Origin of the sequence: Paenibacillus sp. SSG-1 (assembly GCF_002224835.1) — a bacterium.
Lineage (GTDB): Bacteria > Bacillota > Bacilli > Paenibacillales > Paenibacillaceae > Paenibacillus_AQ > Paenibacillus_AQ favisporus.
Genome location: NZ_MBRK01000001.1, coordinates 4,939,199 through 4,959,813 on the forward strand (window position 1 = coordinate 4,939,199; position 20,615 = coordinate 4,959,813).

16 protein-coding genes are annotated in these 20,615 nt (G+C 58.7%); 2 read left to right on the forward strand and 14 right to left on the reverse strand.

Translation table 11 applies throughout. The features are described 5' to 3' along the window. Positions 1–11: 11 nt before the first annotated feature. The 10 genes from BCV73_RS22825 to BCV73_RS22870 form a co-directional block, all read right to left on the reverse strand. Entirely contained in the window at positions 12–794 is a 783-nt protein-coding gene (locus BCV73_RS22825) for an SDR family NAD(P)-dependent oxidoreductase (RefSeq protein WP_089548634.1), read from the reverse strand. Then, the gene (lacZ, locus tag BCV73_RS22830; RefSeq protein ID WP_089548635.1) at positions 787–3,939 is read right to left on the reverse strand and encodes a beta-galactosidase, LacZ type; all 3,153 of its coding nucleotides are present in this window, start codon (positions 3,937–3,939) and stop codon (positions 787–789) included. Before lacZ ends, BCV73_RS22825 begins: the two co-directional genes overlap by 8 nt. Positions 3,940–3,994: 55 nt before the next feature. Beyond that, the gene (locus tag BCV73_RS22835) at positions 3,995–4,807 is read right to left on the reverse strand and encodes a carbohydrate ABC transporter permease (RefSeq protein ID WP_076175659.1); all 813 of its coding nucleotides are present in this window, start codon (positions 4,805–4,807) and stop codon (positions 3,995–3,997) included. Beyond that, positions 4,804–5,793, reverse strand: a complete 990-nt coding sequence (locus tag BCV73_RS22840; protein WP_076175657.1) for a carbohydrate ABC transporter permease — start codon at positions 5,791–5,793, stop codon at positions 4,804–4,806. Before BCV73_RS22840 ends, BCV73_RS22835 begins: the two co-directional genes overlap by 4 nt. Before the next feature lie 25 nt (positions 5,794–5,818). Next, on the reverse strand, positions 5,819–7,084 hold the full coding sequence (locus BCV73_RS22845; protein WP_076175655.1) for an ABC transporter substrate-binding protein: 1,266 nt from the start codon (positions 7,082–7,084) through the stop codon (positions 5,819–5,821). A gap of 131 nt (positions 7,085–7,215) precedes the next feature. Next, on the reverse strand, positions 7,216–8,397 hold the full coding sequence (locus BCV73_RS22850; RefSeq protein ID WP_089548636.1) for a response regulator transcription factor: 1,182 nt from the start codon (positions 8,395–8,397) through the stop codon (positions 7,216–7,218). Further along, positions 8,357–10,120 carry a cache domain-containing sensor histidine kinase gene (locus BCV73_RS22855; RefSeq protein ID WP_089548637.1) on the reverse strand — a complete coding sequence of 588 codons (1,764 nt, stop codon included), beginning with the start codon at positions 10,118–10,120 and terminating at the stop codon, positions 8,357–8,359. The genes BCV73_RS22850 and BCV73_RS22855 overlap by 41 nt, the downstream gene beginning before the upstream one ends. A 215-nt stretch (positions 10,121–10,335) precedes the next feature. Then, positions 10,336–12,045, reverse strand: a complete 1,710-nt coding sequence (locus tag BCV73_RS22860; RefSeq protein WP_089548638.1) for an amylo-alpha-1,6-glucosidase — start codon at positions 12,043–12,045, stop codon at positions 10,336–10,338. 183 nt (positions 12,046–12,228) lie between these two features. Continuing rightward, entirely contained in the window at positions 12,229–13,125 is an 897-nt protein-coding gene (locus BCV73_RS22865) for a phytanoyl-CoA dioxygenase family protein (RefSeq protein ID WP_089548639.1), read from the reverse strand. Positions 13,126–13,258: 133 nt separating this feature from the next. Further along, a complete protein-coding gene (locus tag BCV73_RS22870) occupies positions 13,259–14,113 on the reverse strand; it encodes an AraC family transcriptional regulator (protein WP_089548640.1) in 855 nt (284 codons plus the stop codon). 135 nt (positions 14,114–14,248) lie between these two features. Here BCV73_RS22870 and BCV73_RS22875 point away from each other — a divergent pair, with 135 nt between their 5' ends. Next, entirely contained in the window at positions 14,249–14,860 is a 612-nt protein-coding gene (locus tag BCV73_RS22875) for a hypothetical protein (RefSeq protein ID WP_089548641.1), read from the forward strand. 132 nt (positions 14,861–14,992) lie between these two features. Here BCV73_RS22875 and BCV73_RS22880 read toward each other — a convergent pair whose 3' ends face one another. Further along, a complete protein-coding gene (locus BCV73_RS22880; RefSeq protein WP_089548642.1) occupies positions 14,993–16,555 on the reverse strand; it encodes a sigma-70 family RNA polymerase sigma factor in 1,563 nt (520 codons plus the stop codon). Positions 16,556–16,826: 271 nt separating this feature from the next. On the opposite strand from BCV73_RS22880, the gene BCV73_RS22885 reads away from it, so the two are divergent. Beyond that, the gene (locus BCV73_RS22885; RefSeq protein ID WP_089548643.1) at positions 16,827–17,453 is read left to right on the forward strand and encodes a DUF3298 and DUF4163 domain-containing protein; all 627 of its coding nucleotides are present in this window, start codon (positions 16,827–16,829) and stop codon (positions 17,451–17,453) included. Positions 17,454–17,662: 209 nt separating this feature from the next. On the opposite strand, the gene BCV73_RS22890 is transcribed toward BCV73_RS22885, so the two are convergent. The 3 genes from BCV73_RS22890 to BCV73_RS22900 all read right to left on the reverse strand — a co-directional run bounded on the left by BCV73_RS22890 (position 17,663) and on the right by BCV73_RS22900 (position 20,585). After that, complete coding sequence (locus BCV73_RS22890; RefSeq protein WP_089550367.1) at positions 17,663–18,523, reverse strand: carbohydrate ABC transporter permease; 861 nt, start codon at positions 18,521–18,523, stop codon at positions 17,663–17,665. Positions 18,524–18,628: 105 nt separating this feature from the next. After that, complete coding sequence (locus BCV73_RS22895) at positions 18,629–19,501, reverse strand: carbohydrate ABC transporter permease (RefSeq protein WP_089548644.1); 873 nt, start codon at positions 19,499–19,501, stop codon at positions 18,629–18,631. A 1-nt stretch (position 19,502) separates the two neighbouring features. Then, positions 19,503–20,585: an ABC transporter ATP-binding protein gene (locus BCV73_RS22900; RefSeq protein WP_089548645.1), complete on the reverse strand. Its 1,083-nt coding sequence runs from the start codon at positions 20,583–20,585 to the stop codon at positions 19,503–19,505. Positions 20,586–20,615 lie beyond the last annotated feature (30 nt).

Genomic DNA, 20,615 nt, shown 5'->3' on the forward strand with positions numbered 1-20,615 from the left:
TGCCTTTGGGGTCAGGCGATCCCGCCGCCGTCGACGACGAGCACACTGCCCGTGACCCAGGCCGACAGGTCGCTCGCGAGAAACAGCACCGCATTCGCGATATCGCGCGGCGTGCCGAGCCTCTCGAGCGGGCGTCCCCCGGCGGAGGCGACGAGGAACGCCGCCTCATCCTGCTGCAGCTGTTTGGCTTCGTCCCGAAGCAGCGGCGTGTCCGTATCGCCAGGCGATACGCAGTTGACGCGGATGCCCGCCGGCCCATGGTCGATCGCCATCGCCCGCGTCAGGTTCACGACGCCGGCCTTGGCGGCGCAGTAGGCTGCGGCGCGGTCCCCGCCCTTAAGACCCCAGCCGGAGCCCGTATTAATAATGCTGCCTCCGCCGCTCCGCTCCATCACCGGAATGACGTACTTCGAGAGGAGGTAGACGCCTTTGAGGGACACGTTGAGTACCAGGTCCCAATCCCGCTCCTCCAGCTCGGTCACGCTTCGGCGGCGGATGACGCCCGCATTGTTGAACAGAATGTGGATGCCTCCCAAATCGGCAGCAATTTCAGCCGCGGTCCGTTCGCAGTCCGCGGCCGAGGTGACGTCGCAGCGGCGGAAGGTGGCCAAGCCTCCTTCGGCCCGGATGCCTGCGGCCGCCGCCTCCCCGGCCGCCTCATTGATATCGATCAGCACAGCGTGAGCGCCGAAAGCCGCCAGGAGCTCAGCGGTGGCCAGGCCGATGCCGGAAGCTCCTCCGGTCACGACCGCCACTTTCCCCGACAAGTTCAAAACGTCCTGTGTATTAAGCATCCTCGTTCTCCTCCTTAAGTGGGTATCGTGCGGCCTCCCCGGTCATCTGCCGGCTCAGCCGCTCCGGCGCTTGGTCCTCCGCCATATACGGCTGCAGCAGCACCCGGAACCGGAACGGTTCCGGCTTCACCGCGTGCTCCGGCGCCTGCGCCGGACCGCAGCTGTTGCTGCCGAGCCCGTTTTGCCGGTAGTCCAGGTTCAGCGTAATATAGTCGCGCGGCTTGAGCTCCGTCATGTGCTGCGCCTGCTCCAGATCTTGATCCGTGTATCGCCTTGCGCTGAACTCCAGTACGGGCGAGCCCTCCGCAAGCAGTCCCAGCCCCGTGCCGTCCGCCATCGAGACCCAGCGCACATCGGTGCGGTTGCCGTTCTCCTGCGGGTACACGTACGGCGTAAACAGGCCGTCCACCGTGCTCCGGTACACCCCGAAGCGGCCGGCTTCCTTGCTGTCCGAGTAGCTCTCCCCGGGACCGCGGCCGTACCAGGCCACCCGCTCACAATCCCCCGGGAGCTGCAGCTGCAGCCCGATTTTCGGCAGCATAGACGGCGGCGTGCCGATCGGCGATCCTGCCACGTCCATGATGATGAGCCCGTCCGCCGTCACCGTGTACGACGTCTCGCAGCGGAAGCCCCAGTCGTACACCGGCGGCGCGATCCGCGAGGACCAGGTCAGCCGGGCCGCGTCCGCGCCAAGCCGCTCCCAGCGGAAATCGTCCACCCGCTCGGTCAGCCGGTCCAAGTGCGCCTTCCGCCAGTCCGCCAGCACGTACATATCGTTATCGATCGGCGCGCGCCAGAAGTTCAGCCGCGGTCCGCGCCGGATCAGCTCTTTGCCGCTCATCCGGAGCGAAGTGAAACCGGGTTCAAGCCTGCTCGCTTCCAAGTGGAACCGGTCGCTTGCCAGAATCAGCGCATGCCCTCGTTCCTGAACGGATAGGGCCCGGCGCAGACTCGCAGCCTCGGCGGACCGGGCTGCTTGATGCTGCGACGCCGCCTCTGCCGGAGCCACAGCAGGCAGTGCCAGCTGTGTCCAAGCGACTTCATGCCCCTGCTCCGCCCAGCTGCAGTCGGCCGCCAGCGTAAAGCCGACGTTCAGCCACCGCTCCGTCCCGGCTTCCAGACCGCTTTCCGGACGGTCCCACGCAAAGGGGAGCGCGAGCTCTGCCGATTCCCCCGGCCCCACGGCCGGAAGGGTCAGCACACCGCTGCGCAGGGTACGGCCATCGGCCGTCACGCTGTAATCCGCCTGAAGATGTTCAAGCGTTATAAAGTCATACTTGTTCGTGATGCGGATGCGGCCTGCTTCCGCCCACTCCACACGAACCGGCTCAATGACTTTCTTGTATTCAATCAAACCAGGCGACGGGGTGCGGTCAGGGAAGACCAGACCGTCCAGACAAAAGTTCCCGTTGTTCGGCACGTCGCCGTAGTCGCCGCCGTAGGCGTAATCGTCACGCCCATCGGCCGTGCGTCTGCGCAGGCCGTGATCAATCCATTCCCAGACGAAGCCTCCCTGCAGGCGGGGAAACTTCTCGAAGGTATCGAAATACGCCCGCAGCCCGCCGGGTCCGTTGCCCATCGCATGGGCGAACTCGCACATAATATGCGGCTTCGGATGGTCCGTCAGCTTCCCGAAGCCCTCCATCTTCTCCACGGAGGAATACATCGTGCTGACGATGTCGCATACCTCCGCTTCCCGGTCCTCTTCGTAATGCACAAGGCGCGTCGGATCGTTCGCCTTGCACCACTCGGACATGGCGCGGAAGTTGCAGCCGAAGCCCGACTCGTTGCCGAGCGACCAGAAGATGACGGAAGGATGGTTGTGGTCGCGCTCCACCATGCGCCGGACGCGGTCCACATAAGCTTCCTTCCAGGCGGGATCGTCGCTCAGGCGCGAAATGTTCCCGAGCGGCTCAAACCCGTGCGTCTCCAGATCCGTCTCCTCCATGACGTACAGCCCGTATTCGTCACAGAGTTCATAGAACCGCGGATCGTTCGGATAATGAGCCGTTCTGACGGCGTTGATATTGTGGCGCTTCATCATCAGGATGTCTTCCCGCATCGTGGACAAAGTCACGGTTCGGCCGGTATCCGGGTGATGGTCGTGCCGGTTGACTCCTTTAAGGAGGATCGCCCTGCCATTGACGAGAAATCTGCCGTCCTTCACTTCCACCTGCCGGAATCCCACCCGCTGCGCGATGATCTCGGTCTGATTCCCGTGAGCGTCCGTTACCATAATCAGTAAATGATACAGTGCAGGATGTTCTGCGCTCCACAAAGCCGGATGAGCAACGGGCAGGCGGACATCCAAGGTATTGGAGCCATTTTGCACCGATTCATTAGCAGAGGCAGCTTCCTGCCCCGCAGGGTCCATCAGCCGCAGCGAGACGCCTCCCTCCGGTTCAACCCCTTCCAGGTCGAGCCGAACGTTCAGCACTCCCTGCTCAAACTTTGCGTCCAGCTCGGTAACCACCCGGTAATCGGCGACGCGGATCGAGGCGGGCTCGGCGATCAGGTAGACGTCCCTGAAGATGCCGCTCAGCCACCACATGTCCTGGTCCTCCAGGTAACTGCCGTCCGACCATTGATACACGCGGACGGCCAGACGGTTGACCCCCGGCTGTAAATAAGGCGTAAGGTCAAACTCCGAAGTCAGCCGGCTTCCCTGGCTGTAACCGACGAACGATCCGTTCAGCCACACATGGAAGGCGCTGTCCACACCGTCGAATTTGACGGCGATCCGCCGCCCCTGCCAATAGGGCGGCAGCTCGAATTCCCGGACGTAGCTGCCTGTTGGATTGTCATTGGGTACCCGGGGCGGGTCCACCGGAAACGGGTAGTCCAGGTCCGTATAATGTGGACTGCCGTACCCTTGCAGCTGCCAGTGCCCCGGCACCTGAATATCCGACCAGTCCCAGCCGGACAGCGCTTCTTCCCGAAAATCGTCCGGCGCCAGCTCCGGCCTGGTTGCATAGTGAAATTTCCAAATGCCGTTCAGCGATTGGAACCAAGGTGAGCTTCCACGGTCGCTGCTCAGGGCCCCTTCAGCGTCCGCATAAGGAATGAAATAGGCTCTGCCTTTCATCCGGTTTTTTGCCAGCACGGCAAGATCGTCCCAATCCCGGGGCAGGTTCGTGTTGTGCATGCTTTCCCTTCCTTTCTCTCTCTGGATGCGTCTCCTCACTTGAGCAGGAAAGGCGTCAGCCTTTGATGCCCGTGCTCGCTATGCCGCCGACGATATAACGCTGTGCAAAGAAAAAGATGGCAAGCGGCGGAATGGAGATCAGGCAGGTGATCGCCATAATCGACTGCATATCGACGCCGTACATGCCCTTGAACTGCGACAAGCCCAGCGTCAGCGTGTATTTGGTCTGGTCATTCAGAAAAATGAGCGGTCCGAGGTAATCGTTCCAGCAGCTCATCATCTGGAACACCGCCACCAGGATGAGCGACGGCCCCATCAAAGGCACGATCACCCGCATCAGTACGGTGAGTTTGCCCGCCCCGTCGATCGTAGCAGCTTCATCTAATTCCCGCGGTAATGTCATGATGAATTGACGCAGCAAAAAGATAAAGTATGCAGAGCCGAACCAGGACGGAACGATCAGCGGCTTGAGCGTGTTGATCCACCCCAAATAATTGAACTCCATATACTGCGGGATCATCGTCACTTCCCACGGAATCATCATCGTGGCCAGCACGATCAGAAACAGCAGGTTCCGTCCCTTGAATTCGAACCGGGCGAAGCCGTAGGCCACAAGCGTACAGGATACCAGCTGGCCGAGGGTGGAGAGCACGGTGACGATCAGCGTGTTTTTCAGAAACAGGTTAAAGGGCTGAATATTCCAGGCATCCGCAAAGTTGCTGAACCGGAAGACGGATGGAATCCATTTGGGCGGAAACAGGTACAGCTCCTGCGGAGACTTGAGCGCAGTCGTAATGGCCCAGAACAATGGCGCGATAAAGAGCAGGGACAAGAGGATCAGCGCAAGATAGCTCAGCGTCTTTTTCATCCTACCCTCCCTCCTTTCGCCGGCTTCGGCTTCTTCTGCGGTCCGCGCTTCATTTCGCCTTCGTAGAACACCCACGCTTCCGACGACTTGAACACCAGGAACGTCAGCGTCAGCACGATCAGGAACATGAACCAGGCGTTGGCGGCGGAGTAGCCCATTTTGAAATATTTAAATGCGTTCTCATACATGTACATCGCGTAAAAATACGTCGCCTTCATCGGTCCCCCGCCCGTTAAGAGCAGCGCCAGCGTCAGCTGCTGGAACGCCGCGATAATCGACGTGATCAGGTTGAACAGAATCGTGGGGGTGATCATCGGAACCGTGACGCTGACAAACTGCCGAAGCTTGCCTGCGCCGTCGATGGAGGCCGATTCGTAAAGATCCTTCGGGATGCCTTTCAGCCCCGCCAGAAAAATCAGCATCATCGAGCCCTGTCCCCATAAGCTGGCAACGACCATGGCGACGAGCGACCATTTGGTGTCGTTCAGCCAATCCGGCCCCTGAATCCCGAAGATCGACAGGAAGTAGTTCAGGATGCCGTAATCGCCGCTGTATACCCAGGACCAGATCATGGCCAGCGCCACACCCGAAATAACGGACGGGAGGTAGAACGCTGTGCGGAAAATCGCGCTGCCCCGAACCTTCTGGTTGAGCAGCATCGCAAGCCCGAGGGCGACAATGATGTTCAGCGGCACGAACAGCACGGCGAATTTCAGCGTCACCATCAGCGATTTCCAGAACAGCGGATCGTCGGTGAACATTTCCACGTAGTTGCCAAGCCCGATAAACGTCACTTTGCCGACGATCGGCCAGTCAAAGAACGAAATGACGAGCGAAAACAGCAGCGGTCCCAGCGTGAAAACCAGAAAGCCGAATATCCACGGAAAAATGAAGAGGTAGGGGGCAGCCCCACCCCGTCTGCGTTTCTTCAAGGCCTTGAGGGCGGCTGACTGTTCCCGTGCCGGGTGGAGGTAGGTTTGAGCCATCTCAAAAACCTTCTTTCTTCAGGTATTATTTCATGTAGCGCTCGCTGTCCTTTACGGCCTGGTTCAGCACATCCTGGGCATTGCTGCCGTGCATGACCGATTCCACCGCGGCGGAAAGCTGCCGGTTAACCTCATTCCACTTCGGATTCAACAGGAACGCCGGGGTGTTGTCCGAACGCTCCAGCATCGTGTAGTACGGCTTGTAGAGCGGATCCTGGTCCTTTTTCAGCTCGGTCACGACGCTTTGACGCACCGGAAGGTCGGCAACCCGCATTTTGATTGACGCATCGGATACGTAGAACTTGATGAACTCCCAGGCCAGATCCTTTTGCTTGGAATCCTTCGCGATCGACAGCGCCGATTCAGCCAGTACGCCTTTGACCGGTTTGCCCGGGAAGGCCGGCATTTCAACCGTTCCTACATCGACACCTGCCTGACGGAACGATTCCAGCGGCCAGATGCCGCTTTCCCACATGGCGATTTTGCCTGCCTTGAAAATGTCGTCGCCGCTCTGCTGCCCCTTTCCGCCGGTCAGCACGGCCGAGCCGTTCTTCACCATGTCGCCGAACATCTGGATCGCCTCTGCGGTTTCCTTGCTGTTCATGTAGCCGTCGATCGTCTTGCCGTCAGGAGAAATGAACGAGCTCCCGTTGCTCCATACGAACCCCTGCAGATCGTAAGTGTCATTCTCCGCGCGGACGCCGAAGCCGTACTGCTTCTTGGATTTATCCGTCAGCTTTCCGGCCATCTCCTGGAATTCGGGCCAGGTCCAGCCGTCCTTCGGATACGGCACGCCCGCCTCATCAAACAGCTTCTTGTTGTAGTACACCACCCGCGTCGTAAAGCCCGCCGGAATGCCGTACAGGGTACCGTCGATTTTGCCGTAATTGAACAGGCCCTTGTAGAAGTCGTCAATATTTAAATCCTTGTCTTTGTCCGCATAGCTGTCCAGCGGCTCCAGCGACTGGTGGTACGTCGGAAAATCCCACATGTACATGACGTCGGGCGGATTGGCGGCGCCGAAGCCCGCGGCGAGCTTCTGATCAAAGCCGTCCGCGTATGCCTCCACCTGCACCTTCGTGCCCGGATGGCTTTCTTCGAACTTCTTGGCGATGTCCTGCTCAATTTTGAGCGCATCCCCCGTATCCCAGGTGGCAAAGCGCAGCGTCTTCTCCGATCCGGAGCCGCCGCCCTGGCCGGCCGTTTCGGCCTTGCCCCCGCTGCCGCCGCAGGCCGACAGTGACATCATCAGCGCCGCTGCAAGAACGATAAGTGAAACCTGTTTTTTCATATTGTCAGCTCCCCTCGCGAATGAGGCATCTCATTTTTGAACCGCTTTCATCGTAACGCTTTTGAAAGCGGTTCAAAACGTGCGATCATCGGCAATTTGGCGTCTTTTTGTTTGAACTTTCGGGCGGGGTGTCAAACTGTCCGGTCCGATTCGCCTTTTTGCACGGTCCGGAATTGGCTTGGAGTTTGACCCGTGCAGCGCTTGAACCATTTGCTGAAGTATTTGCTGTCGCCAAGCCCCGTCCGCTCGGCGATATCCTGCATCGTCAGGTCCGTATCCCGCAGCAGTCCCTTGGCCAGCCGGAGCTTGCGCTTGTATTGGAACGCGATAAAGCTGTCGCCGACCGTCTTTTTGAACAGGATGGAAAAATGGCTGCGGCTGAGTCCGACCTCTTCCGCCAGCTCGCTCGCCGACCAGTCGGAACCAGGCTGCTCATGAAGCAGCCGCACCGCCTTTTGGATCGGCTCAGGCCAGTCCCCGCCGGATACGCCGTACGCTCGTTCCAGCTCGGCCTCTTTATGCAGGGCGCGGAACGCTTCCGCGATGCCGCTGCTGGTGCCCAAGGGGCCCTTGGCGGACCATTTCAGCAGGCTATGGCTGCCCTTGGCTTCGATCAGCAGGCTGTTGGCCGCCTCCTGCAGCCCTTCCGGCACGATCCAATAGCAGGCGTCACCGCCATAGGGGATGACCGCTTCATTTCCCGAGCTGTGTACGAGCTGCTTCGCTTTCAGCCATTCGGCCCACGGCATGCCGCAGCCCTCCGTCCGGACAAGGTACACATGCACGTCCTGGCCGCCGAAACGCCACGCCTCCGCGCGAAGCCGCTCCAGCTCGGCGGGAAATCTGCCGCTGCTGCCGCTGAGCCAGCCGAACAGGAGCGCCTCCAGCTTCTCCCCGTCCAGCGGTGCCGGGGACGGACGCCGCTGTAGCTCCCGCCGCAGCTTCTCCAGCAGCCCTTCCAGCTCTTCGTCCTCAAACGCGGTCTTCAGAAGGTAGCCCGAAGCCCCTAGCTGGATGCCCTGCTGCGCGTATTCAAAATCCCGGTGGCAGCTGAGCAGGATGATTTTCGTCCGTTCCTCAGCCTCCTTGACCCTGCGCAGCAGCTCGATGCCGTCCATCTCCGGCATCACGATATCGGTAATGACGATGTCCGGTCGGTGCTCCTTGAAGGCTTCCCACGCCTTCGCCCCGTTGGGCGCGTCGGCCACGACCTCCATACCGAACCGCTCCCAGGGCACCGTCGATCTCAGACCTTTGCGAACGATGCTCTCGTCATCGGCAATCAGCACTTTCAGGTTGTTTGCGTTCTCCATCCGGATGCTCCTCCTTTTTGGGCCAGCGAATCAGTATCGATGTTCCCTCTCCTTTGATTGAACGTACCGTAAGTCCGTACCGCGGGCCGAAATGCAGCTTGAATTTCTGGTCCGCGTTTCTTACGCCGAGACCGCCGCGGCCGCGGGGCTCGGGATTCGGAGCGAACAGCCGCGCAAGCTTCTCTTCGCTGATGCCAGCCCCGTTGTCTTTTAGATCCAGCAGCAGCTCCTCCCCCTGCTCCCGGACGCGCAGCTCAATGACCCCGGCCCCGTCGGTAAAGCCGTGGAAAAAGATGTTCTCAAACAGCGGCTGCAGCGTCATCCGCGGGATGACAAACCGTTTCAGATCTTCCTCGCAGTCCAGCTTATACTGGAATACGGCTCCATAGCGGATCTCCTGGATTTTCAAAAAATGCCCGATCATCCGCAGCTCCCGCTCCAGCGTAACGAGCTCCTGCGATATATCGAGGTTGCCTTCCAGCACCATCGTCAGGTGATACAGCATTCGGCGGATCTCCTCCGCCCCTTCCAGCCTGGCCTTCCACTGGATCGAGTTCAGCGTATTGAAGAGCAGATGCGGATTGATCTGGTAATGAAACGCCTTCAGCTCCGCCTCCTTCTTGAGGCGCTCGCTTCGCTCCACTTCCTGGACGAGCGACTGCACGCCGCTGACCATCCGGTTGAAGCTGATATCCAGGCTCCCGAGCTCGTCCCGTCCTTCGACCGGAACCCGCGTGTCCAGCTTGCCGAAGCTGACCTTTTGCATCGACTCCTTCAGGGAACGGATGCGCCCCGTAAACCGGGACGTAAACAGATAGGCCAGCCCGAAAGCGAGCAGGCAGGACCAAACCGCCACGATGACCGTGTTCGACCGGATGACTCCCGATGACTGGTAAAACGCCTTGGCAGGCAGCCTTGCCTCGATCTTCCAATGATTGACGGACAGTGTCTTGTCCCAGATGATATCGTTATCTCTCGGCGAAAAGGATTCCGTGCTTTCGTAGATGGTCCGGCCGTCCGGCGCTTGGATCGAAAGATGCGCCTGCGTGTCCTCCTCGAACTGACGAAACATGCGCAGCAGCTCCCGTGCGTCCTCCTCAATCAGGATCGTGCTGCCGTCCTGGGCGCCGCCCGGGTTCCGGATCGGCACGGCCAGTCCCAGCACCGCCGGACCGGCTTGCTCCGAGGCGGAAATCGCATGGTTCTGCATATAGAAGCCCAGCCAATAAGGGCCGCTATTCGTGTCGGGCATGCTCTTCCAGGCCGGAATGCCGGTGAGCTTGCCGACGTCGAGGTTATTTTCGCCGTAGTAATAACCGGAGGGCGTAATAATATAAATCCCGGCCGTCTGGTCGTTAGCCAGCGATCTCAGGACGGATTCGAAGTCGTTCTTCTCCATGATTTCGCCGTAGGTGACCGGCGGATCGCTCCCGAGATCCGCATGGGCGGGATCCAGCAAATACGAGTAGATCGTCTGGCTCATCTGCTTCATGCGGACCAGCATGGAGTCCGACTGCTGCTGCAGCTGGGCCACCGCGTTCTCGCCGTAACGGCCGAACTGGGAATTGACCGTCTTCGCGGACTGGTAGTAAGAAAGCGCCCCGAGCGAGAGCAGCGGGATCAGCGTCACAATCAGAAAGCATACGAGCAGTTTGGTCCGGATGCTGCGGTAAGCTCCTGCCGGAAGCCAGCGCCGCAGCGGTCCGTGCCGGCGGATATTCATGGCGAATCCCCTCCTCTTCACGGTAGTCGTCTATTTGCATTCTAGCATGGACGGACAGGGGACGGAGCCCTTTCGCCGCGCAATTGTTACCGCTTACAAGAAATCCGTGGCCAAGCGCCTTGTTTGCGGAAGTGAAGCACCTTTCGTTAAACGGGAAAAGCACCTCCCCGGAGGACTTTTCCAAAAAGTCCCTTCCGAAGAAGTGCATGATCCCGCTAAAGCTCCCCGTATTCGTGCCCGAGGATCAAAAATACGCTCGACGTCCAGGTAAAAGCCCGGTCCCGCAGCCCTTCCCCCGTCAGTGCGTCGAAGTTCTCCGCCATGCCGCTCTTGTTCAGCATGCGGCAGAACCGCTGCGCCACCTCTCTGGCGAGCTCCGTATCCCCCGCCGCCGCGGCGCCTTCCACGAGCAGCATGGTCGACGGCGCCCATATCGGCCCGCGCCAGTAGCCGTCGGGCTGGTAATACGGGCTGCGGACGCTTTCGGTCGCCCAGCCGTTGCCGGTGAGGAAACGGCCCTCTTCCCGCAGCCCCTGCAGCAGCGCGGTCCGTATCTCTTCCGGCAGCCGGTTACCGAGCAGGATCGGCACGAACAGCAGCAGGCTGTCGCCTTGCGAGCGCTCATGCGTCCCTGACCGGCATGCCGTGAATCGGCCGTCTTTCCAGAAATGGCTTAGCATGGCGTCCAGCGTATCCCCGGCAAGCCGGCGCCAACGCGCCGCTTCCTCCGCCTTCCCCAAGAGCCCGGCAATCTCGGCCAGAAGCTCCGCCTGCAAAATCAGAAAGGCCGACAGATCCGGGCTTTCCACCGGAATGCCGTTATTAAACGCCGTGCTGTTGTCCCAGCCGGAATCGTTGCCGTGATTGTACTGGGGAATGCCGTCGCCGTCGCCGTCCCGGTACAGGAACCACCAATCCGTCCATTTGGACAGCGGCCCGTATACCTCCCGAAGCTGCGCTTCGCCGATCCAATCGGTCCGGCGCATCATCCAGCCGAGCGTCCAGCCGTGGATCGGCGGCTTGTTGCAGTTCCACAGCTCGTACTTGTCGTTGATAAAATCGGGAAGCAGCCCGCTCTCATCCTGCCGGTCAAAAAAGATCATGTACTGGTCCCACGCCAGCTTCGGATCGTGGCGCACCAGCGCCATGGCGTTAAAGCAGTGGTCCCAGCTCCATATATTCGTCATCCAGTTCTTCGACATGTACATCGCTGGGCGCGTCAGGCAGCCTTCGGCCGGAACGAGGCACGACCACGTAATGTAAGCTGCCAGCTCCCGCCCTTCCTGCCAGTGCGCCGGGACCGTAAGGCTGTGATCCAGCCAGGCCGCAAATTCGGCCTCGGCTTCCTTCACCGCCGCCTCAAAGGGCTCCCAGGCCGGCCGCGGCTTCCACACGGTGCGGAACTCTTCAATAGCGAATTCGGCCGTACCCGCGGCTCCGTCGGGCCTGAACTCAGCCACGATGCGCGAGCTCTTGATCTTGTCCCATATCACTTCCATCTTCATGCAGCCAGCGAGACGGGTCAGCATAAACCGGCATTCGTGCGTAAAGCTGTTCACTTCCCAGCTGCCGGGCACCGCCTCGTAGGCATAATCGTAAGCCGCCGGCTGAAACGTCAGCCGGATGCCGCAGCCTCTGGTCCGGAAGCGCGCGGTGCGGCTGTCCGATATGCACAGCTCTGCATAAGTAGCGCTATCGAGAGTAGCCAGCTTCACGCTCGCGGGATTGGCTTCGGCCGTGAACGGCAAAAGCTCACCGGCGTCATCCAGCAGCTCGATGCGGAATGCCTCCCCGAACTTGTCGTCCCCGCCCCGGACGGTGCGCAGGTACAGCCCGGCTGGTCTATTTTTACCCTCAGGCAGCAGCGATACCGCCAGAAACGTCTCTCTGCGGCTGAAGGGTACTACGTTCAGGTCAAAGTTCATGGCTGTTCTCCTTTTATCCAGGAATATAACGCTTTCATTGTAAACTGCGGCGCCTGGAAGGGAAACGGCCAGGTGTTTCCATGTACCTGCACATTTGTTGGGGACGGCTTTATTTTCCGGGCAATCGTGTCTTTTTGTCAGGTGGGAGGGGGGGCGATTGTTAGATTCGGCAATTTGCCTCCCTCATACCCCCCATTCCTTGCGGGCATCGGCGACCGGCTTCGGCGTCGTTTTGCCCCATGCGTAATGTCCCTTCGGCTTGCGGCCCACCCATCTCTCATCGACCGGCTCCGATGCGAGCTGATAGCGGGTATCTGAGCTGATCCGGTAGCGGTCCGTCGTGCTGTTAAGCGAAGTATGCATCATGTACATGCCGAAAATAATGGCATCGCCCGCTTCGAAAGATGTTGTGGCCCATCGTCCCCCAAACGTATCGACGATCTCCACCGGGTCTTCGGAAAACCAGCCTGTCGCGACATTATCCCGGTCCACATCCATCTCGCCGTACGTTTGCCTAATTTTGCTGAAATGTTGGGAGCCCAGGCACATGGCCAACGTTCCGAGCTCAAGCGGCGTGTCTCCGAAAGGGGTCCACATCGTATATACGTTTTTGGTACCCCTTCCCATATACACGACGTCGTAGTGCGCGCCGGTATTCCCGCCATGGGCTACGGCCCGCGGCCATTTATAGTCGTATGTCATCGATTTGCCGCCAAGCAGACGGTCAAAAAAATCCAGGACCGAAGGATGGTTCACCACATCCAAAAATCGGGGGAAGTCCGCCTGCAGCTCTTCCGCGCCGCCGCCCCACATCATGCTGCGGTTGTCTCGGGAAATGCGCCCTTCGTCCAGCGGAGTCCCCGGCTCCAATCTGCCCATGGCCTGGAGTTTGCGTAAAAACTCCTCTCTTGCGGACAGCACCCGCTCGCGGTCGTGAAATCCGCGGATCAGCAGGTATCCCTCCTCCGCCAGACGCAATCTCAGCGCTTCCGTGTCCTCCAATATATCGTTGCTGCTGCGCAGCTCGGTCAAATACCGGCTTCCCATCACAAGCTCCCTCGTTCCGATCGTCACGTTCATACCGCTCTCTCCTTTCAAGGTATCACCGCGTTCCTGCCGGAAGCGGAAGATTCCCCCTCATCATAGCCCCTGCTTCAGGAGAAAGTCGTTAATCGAAACCCACCACAATTTACGCAAAACCGGACCGGTTGCCTCAATGATGATCACGGCGCTGCCTCGTTCTCCACTCTGACGGTGGACAGCCTTCGGTCTTTTTGAACCACAGCGAAAAAGAGTGCAGCTGAGCAAAGCCGATCTGCTCGGCTATCGCCTGCATATCCTTGTCCGTCGAGCTGAGCAGCCACTTGGCTTCTTCCAGGCGGCACATCTGCTGATACTGCTTGGGCGTCATGCCGTAGGCTTTGAAGAACCGTTTGCGGAAGCCTTCCTCCGATAAGCCGGCCATCTCCGCGAGGCTGCCGATGACGATAGGTTCTTGAAGATGCCGGCGAATATAATCGCCTGTATGCGATACCGTGAACGACTGCTGGTCCGGGTGGGAATGCTCGTTTAAAAACAGCAGCAGAATTTCGATCCAGGCCAAATCATTTCGGACCGGCTCTTTCAGCGTAGACGAACGGCTCCTCAGCCATTCCCGGAACAGCCGCTCGTAGCGGTCCTGGTCGAGGCGGGATAAGGCAATAATGCGCGGTTTGCCAAGGACAATCAGCCGTTCGAACAGCTCACGTACATGTGTCGGCAGTCCGTCAACGAGCACAACCCCGAACCGGATCGGGGTCATCGCATGAAAAGAATGAGCGGATAAGGACGGGATCAGCGCGACATGCCCTGCTTCGACCCGCCTTTCTTCCTGTTCATGAACAAAGCGCCCGCTTCCTTCCAACACGACGGAGATTTCCAAATCGGGATGGCTCCACTGCCGCTCGTCCTCCCAGTCCTTGTCGTGGGTTCCGATAAAACCTCTAATTTCAGGCAAAATCGCTTCATCCTCCTTGTCCGCCAGCTTGGGCCAAGCCAAGCGCTTGATGATGTTATGTTCACTATACATCAATCGCGGAGAGGAGCTACAGTCCAAAGCCTTATTGCTTGTCCATACTTTTTCATATCTCAGTTTTCAGCCTATGGTATAATCAGGAAAACTTATGTTTTAATGGTATATTGACAATAAGGGAGGAACTGGATCATGGGATGGTCAGAACTGCGGGCGGTGCCCAATGATTACGATGAGGAAATCCATGCGGTCGATACGCAGCTGATTGAGCTGCTCAACCACCGGAAAGCCCTGGCGAAAGGGCGCCGGTGTTTTCCGCCTAAGGAAGTGATGAAGGAGTTTGAAACGAAATTCGGCTTGAAGCCTCCCTATTTGAATTGGCTGTTTCATTCGATTAACGGAGGGTTTCATCGTACACGCTCCGACGGTCCCGGCGAGCTGCAGGGCATCCTGCAGATTATGAAAACGACCGTACAGGAAGGGTACCAATACAGGATCACCCATGCGATGCAGCATGAGCATGGCAGTATTGTACATATCGAGATTAGGCAGTTGAAGATTGATAACGACTCACCAGATTTTCATCCCCGTCTTCAGCTCGAAGTCACGAGTACTAATGAAGAGTACAACGTACAGCGCAGTGGTTCCCGTGGGGGCGGAGGAGCCAGCTCCATGTCCTTCCTCGTTGAACCCCGCTTGCCGGAAGAGCTGGACACTGTGCACTTCGCGCTGATCCCATTCGAAGAGCCTATGGAATTCAGGCACAGGGAAACCTTTCTGGATCAGGAGGTTCTTTTCGAGTAAGTCCCCGTGGATGCAAAGGAAAGGGTCAGATTCTAGGAAGAACCGAAACAAAGAAGCAGGCATTTTGCCTGCTTCTTTGTCATGATCTGAACCTATGGCCGGTAGTACGGCGTCTGCCTCCGATGGCCGTTCCTACTCCCCGCATTTCACCAGCCTTCTCCGATCCTGATCCCAACGCCACACAGGCTGGTCACCGCTCAAATGAACGCCTCCGTACCACCTGTCTATGCCGCACCGTTCCAGGTAATCTTCACCGCGTAAAACCCGGGTCCCCCATTCTGTGATCTGGACCTTGCTGTCCCGGAAAGCAGGAGAAGGTCCCGCATAGCCTGGAAAGGATTCCGCCCCCTCCAGCGTCAGCAGCGGACTTGGGCCCTGACACAGGCTGCGCAGAACATCCCAGTACTGCAGGTCGCCCATGCCCAACCCGTGCAGCCGGTCGCCGATCTGCCTGAACAGGTCCAGCGGCGAGTGAATCCCTTCGCTTACCTTTTCCAAAGTCATCTGCTCCACGATCCCCAGTCCGTTATAAACGGAAGGATAACGGGACAGGTGCAGCTCAAATGCCTCCCGCACGAACGGAAGCGCCGAGGTGTCCTCCTCCAATAGCTGCTGGAGCTTCATCGGATCAGGTGAGGTGTATGCCTCCCAGACCCTGCTCCCCAGCTTCAGCTCTTCCGCTCCGATATGATGCCACGTTCCGGACAACGACTTCAGCTGACTGGCCGTTAACTGACCGAGTCCGCGGAACAGGCCGACTCCCGGATAATCTCCGATACAGAGCAGATTCAGCTTCGTCCCGCCAAGGGACTGCCGTCCAAACCAGTGCAGCAAATAAGACAGCATCGTTTGGTCAAACAGGTCATGCTCGAACCACAGCACGATTTCGTCATACTGCCGGAATCCGGCCAGTTTTTGCTCCTGCTCTTCGCAGTTCCGGATATATTCATCAGCCGGGATGCCCATGTCTTTCTCAAGGTATCCCGCGCGGACCGCACGGCTCTCCGATTCCGCCGGCTCCAGAAACACCGGGCCTTCCGAATATACCTCGCGCCAAACGAGGATATCCCCCTGAACGACTCCCTGCTTGAGCGTCTCGGCGACCGTATCGCCGTTAACAATATGCAGCATGCGTTTTCCTCCTTCGTGTAAATGCTTGAATACATGCGCGAAGTCAGCGACCGGCAGCGTGCCCCTCAGCTTGCGGCGTGCGTCGAACAGCCGCTTTTTGAGCGACGTCACCGGCGTTCCCGCATACTCCGAAATTTCCTGCAGACTATAGCCGTGAAAATAAAACAGCTGGACCGCCTCCCGCATGCCGGGCGATAAGGCCTGGACTGAATCGTGAAGCATCCGGTACAGCTCCTGCCGCGCCACGACCTCTCCGATATCCGGCTGGTCGGGTGCAGTCACTTTCCCTTCCTCCAGCGCGGAAGTCTGCGGCTTCCTGCGGATCAAGCGATAGCACTGGCGATGCACAATCGTCCGCAGCCACCCCGGAAAGGCGTCCGCTTGCTGCAGCCGGCTAAGGTGGACGAATGCTTCCGCAAACGCCTCCTGCACCGCTTCCTCCGCCAAATCGTGATCCTGCAGCTTTCCGTATGCGGCCGTATGCGCCATCGCATAATACTGCCGGAAGAGACGGTTTAGCGCATCCCCGTCTCCCTGCCGGGCTTGTTCAATGATCTGCCGCACACCCACTTTCCTCCCTTTGATCTTGGTTTCAACCCTATAGTGCAATATCAGATCCGTAAGGTTACCAGAGCTTCGGAATATTTTTTTAAAAAAACTGAATCTGTTCAGAAAAATCGCCTTAGTGCGGCGTGATCACTGTTCTCGTATTACATTATATCGATTAGATCGGCTGACCTCAGGTGGAAGTATGCTCCCGCGCTCCATTCGCGTCACCGAACGCCCAGCCCCGGAATAGGCTGGTGTATACCATTCAACGATTGGAGCGAACCGCATGCCTCAATACGTACCGCCGGTCACCATCCATACCGTCACCTTTACGGCCCCCGGCACGGTGATCCACTATCCGCAGGTAACCGGGCTCGCCGACAAAACGGCCGAAAACAAAATCAACCACACGATCATCCGTACGATCCAGGAGATGCAGCGCGCCCAGCAGGCGGTTCAGACGGGAAGCCAGCCGGAAACGACCGGAAATTTCGAGATCAAAACGAACGAGCGCGGCATTCTCAGCCTCGTGCTGAGCAACTACACCTATTCCACACCGATGGCGCATGGATACACAATCGCCAAGGGATTGACCTTTTCCTTGCAAACGGGGAACACCTATACCTTGTCCAGCCTGTTCAAACCGGGCTCCCCTTACCAAGCGGTCCTGACTGCCGCCGTCAAGAAGCAGGTGCAGGAGCGGAATCTTCCGGTACTGGATGCGGGAAGCATCACGGTCGCGCCTAACCAGGATTTCCACCTCGCCGACAAGGCGTTGGTGCTCTTTTACCCATTGTACGCGATCACACCCTATTATGTCGGCATTCCGATGTTCCCGATTTCGGTCTATGATCTGCAGGACATCGCCGCTGAAGACGGCCCGCTTACGACACTTGCCGCAGACGTCGTGTAAAGCGGCGCCCCAGGTGACAGGAGCTGAGCGGCCGTCCGTGATCCATTTTCGCAGCCTAAAGTCACCCCTATCTATAGACTGGATAACTCCAAAAAAGCAAAGAGCTGCTTCCATATCGTCTGAGAGACGAAGGAGCAGCTCTTTTACACGTAAGCCTGCGTTCATGGTCACTGTGGTACACGTGGTACACGTGGCATACAGCATCCCTCTTACTTGACGCCGTTGTAAACAAACGCTTTGATGATATGCTTTTGCGCCAGGAAAAAGGCGGCCAGAATCGGCGCGACCAAAATGACGTTGCCGGCCATCAGGATGTTCCAGGTGCCGCCGCCCTCGACCTCGCGGATTTTGGCGATGCCGATCGGCAGCGTCCGCGCCGTTTCGTTCGTCGTCATGACGAGCGGCCAAAAATAATCGTTCCAGTGCGCGATGAAGCTGAACAGGGCAAACGTCACAAGCACCGGCTTCACCATAGGCACCATGATACGGATGATGATTTTCCATTCCTTGGCCTGATCCAGGCGGGAAGCTTCCACCAGCTCCTCCGGGATCTGCCGGAACGCCTGCCGGAGCAGGAAGATGCCGAACGCGCTGGACGCGAACGGGAGGATCAGCCCGAGATGGGTGTTCAGCAGCTTGAAGGCGCTCAGCTCCAAGTATACCGGCAGAAAGATGAGCTGGGTCGGGATCATGAGCGTCACCATGACCAGGCTGAACAGAAAGCCGGAGCCGACAAACCGGTATCTGGCAAATGCGTACGAAGCCGGAATGATCGTCAACATCTGCAGCAGCAAAATGCTCACCGAAATGACGGCGCTGTTCGTGATGTAATGCAGGAACGGCCCGGTTTGCCACGCGGAGGCGTAATTGCTCCATACCGGATTCCGGGGAATCCATTCCGGCGGGAAGATCATCGTCTCCGGCAGCGTTTTGAGGGATGTCGAGAGCATCCAGACAAACGGCATGGCAAAGATGAGGACCAGCAGCAGCAGCGCCGCCACATTCAGCGCCTTCAGCAGCAGGACGGCTGCGGAGCGTACAAGGGCAGGTCTGCCCGGCGCTTCCAGCATGCGTCCTCCGGGAACAGCGACGGTATGCCCGTCAAAAGCACGGTTTGCGGGTTCCACGCGGTTTTCCCCCTTTTTTAAGATCATAGAAGCAGAAGTTGTTACCGGTTAACGGTAATGAACGCGGCTGGACAGCAGCCTGAAATAGACGATGGTCAGGATGCCGACGATGAACAGCAGGATCACGCCGGCCGCCGAGGCATACCCAATTTTGAAGAAGCGGAAGCCGGCCTCGTAGATGTAATACACCAGCGTATTGGTCGAGTTGACCGGACCGCCCTGCGTCATGATTGCGATCGTCTCGAACACCTGGAACGACCCGATCAAATTGATGATGACGAGGAAAAAGATCGTCGGCGACAGCATCGGCAGAATCAGCCGCGTGAACGTCGTCCACGGCCTGGAGCGGTCCAGGGAAGCCGCTTCGTATATATCCTGCGGGATGCTCTGCAGCCCCGCGATAAACACGAGCGTGTTATAGCCGAGCCCTTTCCACACGGCCACGATCACCAGGGAGATCAGCGAGGTGCTCGGATGGGACAGCCATTCCAGCTTGCCGAAGCCGAACAGGCCGATCACCCAGTTCAAGAGCCCGTATTCGGGGTCCATCAGCCAGCTCCACAAGAGCGAAATCGATACGAGCGAGATGATATGGGGGCTGAAGATCGCCCCCTGCACCAGGCCGTAGAAGAAGCCGCTGCGGTTCAGCCAGATCGCCATGAACAGGGAGAGTCCGGTCGTCAGCGTAACCGTCAGCACCGTATAAAGGGTCGTGTTCGACAGCACCTGGCGAAAATCGGGCTCCGACAGCAGATCGACGAAGTTCTGGATGCCGACGAACGTTTTTGTCGGGCTGACGAAGTTCCAGTCGAACAGGCTTAAGTACATCATGTAAAAAATCGGGTAGATAAAAAACATGGCAAAGACGACAATTGCCGGCGCGACCATGCTGTACGGGCGCAGCCGTTCCCAGACGGTCATGCTACACCCCTCCCGCTATCAGCTGCCGCGAGGAGGTCTTCTCATTCGCCGCTCCCGCTGTCTGCACCCGGCTGCCGTTGAGGCTGAAATAATAGAGATGCCCGTTCGGTACGGCGATGCTTACGCGATCCGCCGTCACCAGCGGCTTCAGAAATGTTTTGACAAAGAACACGCCCGCCTTGGAACGGATCTGATAGATATGCTCCGCCCCCAGGCTCTCCCGCGTCAAGATGTCTCCTTCGAGCACAAGCCCTTCCACCGGGGCGTCCGGATTGATCTGTGCATGCTCCGGCCGGAAGCCGACATGGTAGGCTCCGGACTCGGGCTGGACGCGCAGCCCCTTGATGTCGCCGACCTTCATGATGTTCATCGCCGGCGTGCCGATAAACTGGGCGGTGAACAGGTTGGTAGGCTGCTCGTACAGCTTCATCGGCGAGTCCGCCTGCTGGACCGCCCCTTCGTTCATGACGACGATCTCGTCGCCCATGGACATGGCTTCGACCTGATCATGCGTCACGTAGACGAAGGTCGTGCCAAGGCGTTCGTGCAGCTGGATCAGCTCGGTCCGCATCTGGTTCCGCAGCTTCGCGTCCAGGTTGGACAGCGGTTCGTCAAGGATAAACACCTTCGGCTGCTTCACCATCGCCCGGGCGAGCGCCACGCGCTGGCGCTGGCCGCCGGAGAGATTCTGCGGCTTCTTGTCGAGGTATGGCCCAAGTCCGACGATTTCCGAAATATCGGAGACCAGGCGCTCCCGCTCCTTGCGGGAAACGCCGCGGTTCTTAAGGCCGAACTCGATATTGCCCCGGACCGTCATGGTCGGGTACAGCGCGTAATTCTGGAACACCATCGCCACGTCCCGCAGGCCGGGCGGCGTGTCGTTTACGCGCTGGCCGTCGATGAGAATATCTCCTGCGGTCTGTCTTTCCAGCCCGGCCACCATGCGCAGCGTCGTCGATTTGCCGCAGCCGGACGGCCCGACCAGGACGGTAAACGAACCGTCCCGGATCGTCAGATTAAGGTCCTGAATTACGGTTTCTTCCTTGTATTTCTTGCAAATGCCGATCAGCTCGATTTGGGCCATGCCGAATGCCTCCTTGTTTGGCGGGTCTGT

What these genes read in the sequence shown, in the direction of transcription:
- BCV73_RS22825 (WP_089548634.1), bottom strand. Translation starts at nt 794, where the DNA reads ATGCTTAATACACAGGACGTTTTGAACTTGTCGGGGAAAGTGGCGGTC.
- lacZ (WP_089548635.1), bottom strand. Translation starts at nt 3,939, where the DNA reads ATGCACAACACGAACCTGCCCCGGGATTGGGACGATCTTGCCGTGCTG.
- BCV73_RS22835 (WP_076175659.1), bottom strand. Translation starts at nt 4,807, where the DNA reads ATGAAAAAGACGCTGAGCTATCTTGCGCTGATCCTCTTGTCCCTGCTC.
- BCV73_RS22840 (WP_076175657.1), bottom strand. Translation starts at nt 5,793, where the DNA reads ATGGCTCAAACCTACCTCCACCCGGCACGGGAACAGTCAGCCGCCCTC.
- BCV73_RS22845 (WP_076175655.1), bottom strand. Translation starts at nt 7,084, where the DNA reads ATGAAAAAACAGGTTTCACTTATCGTTCTTGCAGCGGCGCTGATGATG.
- BCV73_RS22850 (WP_089548636.1), bottom strand. Translation starts at nt 8,397, where the DNA reads ATGGAGAACGCAAACAACCTGAAAGTGCTGATTGCCGATGACGAGAGC.
- BCV73_RS22855 (WP_089548637.1), bottom strand. Translation starts at nt 10,120, where the DNA reads ATGAATATCCGCCGGCACGGACCGCTGCGGCGCTGGCTTCCGGCAGGA.
- BCV73_RS22860 (WP_089548638.1), bottom strand. Translation starts at nt 12,045, where the DNA reads ATGAACTTTGACCTGAACGTAGTACCCTTCAGCCGCAGAGAGACGTTT.
- BCV73_RS22865 (WP_089548639.1), bottom strand. Translation starts at nt 13,125, where the DNA reads ATGAACGTGACGATCGGAACGAGGGAGCTTGTGATGGGAAGCCGGTAT.
- BCV73_RS22870 (WP_089548640.1), bottom strand. Translation starts at nt 14,113, where the DNA reads ATGTATAGTGAACATAACATCATCAAGCGCTTGGCTTGGCCCAAGCTG.
- BCV73_RS22875 (WP_089548641.1), top strand. Translation starts at nt 14,249, where the DNA reads ATGGGATGGTCAGAACTGCGGGCGGTGCCCAATGATTACGATGAGGAA.
- BCV73_RS22885 (WP_089548643.1), top strand. Translation starts at nt 16,827, where the DNA reads ATGCCTCAATACGTACCGCCGGTCACCATCCATACCGTCACCTTTACG.
- BCV73_RS22890 (WP_089550367.1), bottom strand. Translation starts at nt 18,523, where the DNA reads ATGCTGGAAGCGCCGGGCAGACCTGCCCTTGTACGCTCCGCAGCCGTC.
- BCV73_RS22895 (WP_089548644.1), bottom strand. Translation starts at nt 19,501, where the DNA reads ATGACCGTCTGGGAACGGCTGCGCCCGTACAGCATGGTCGCGCCGGCA.
- BCV73_RS22900 (WP_089548645.1), bottom strand. Translation starts at nt 20,585, where the DNA reads ATGGCCCAAATCGAGCTGATCGGCATTTGCAAGAAATACAAGGAAGAA.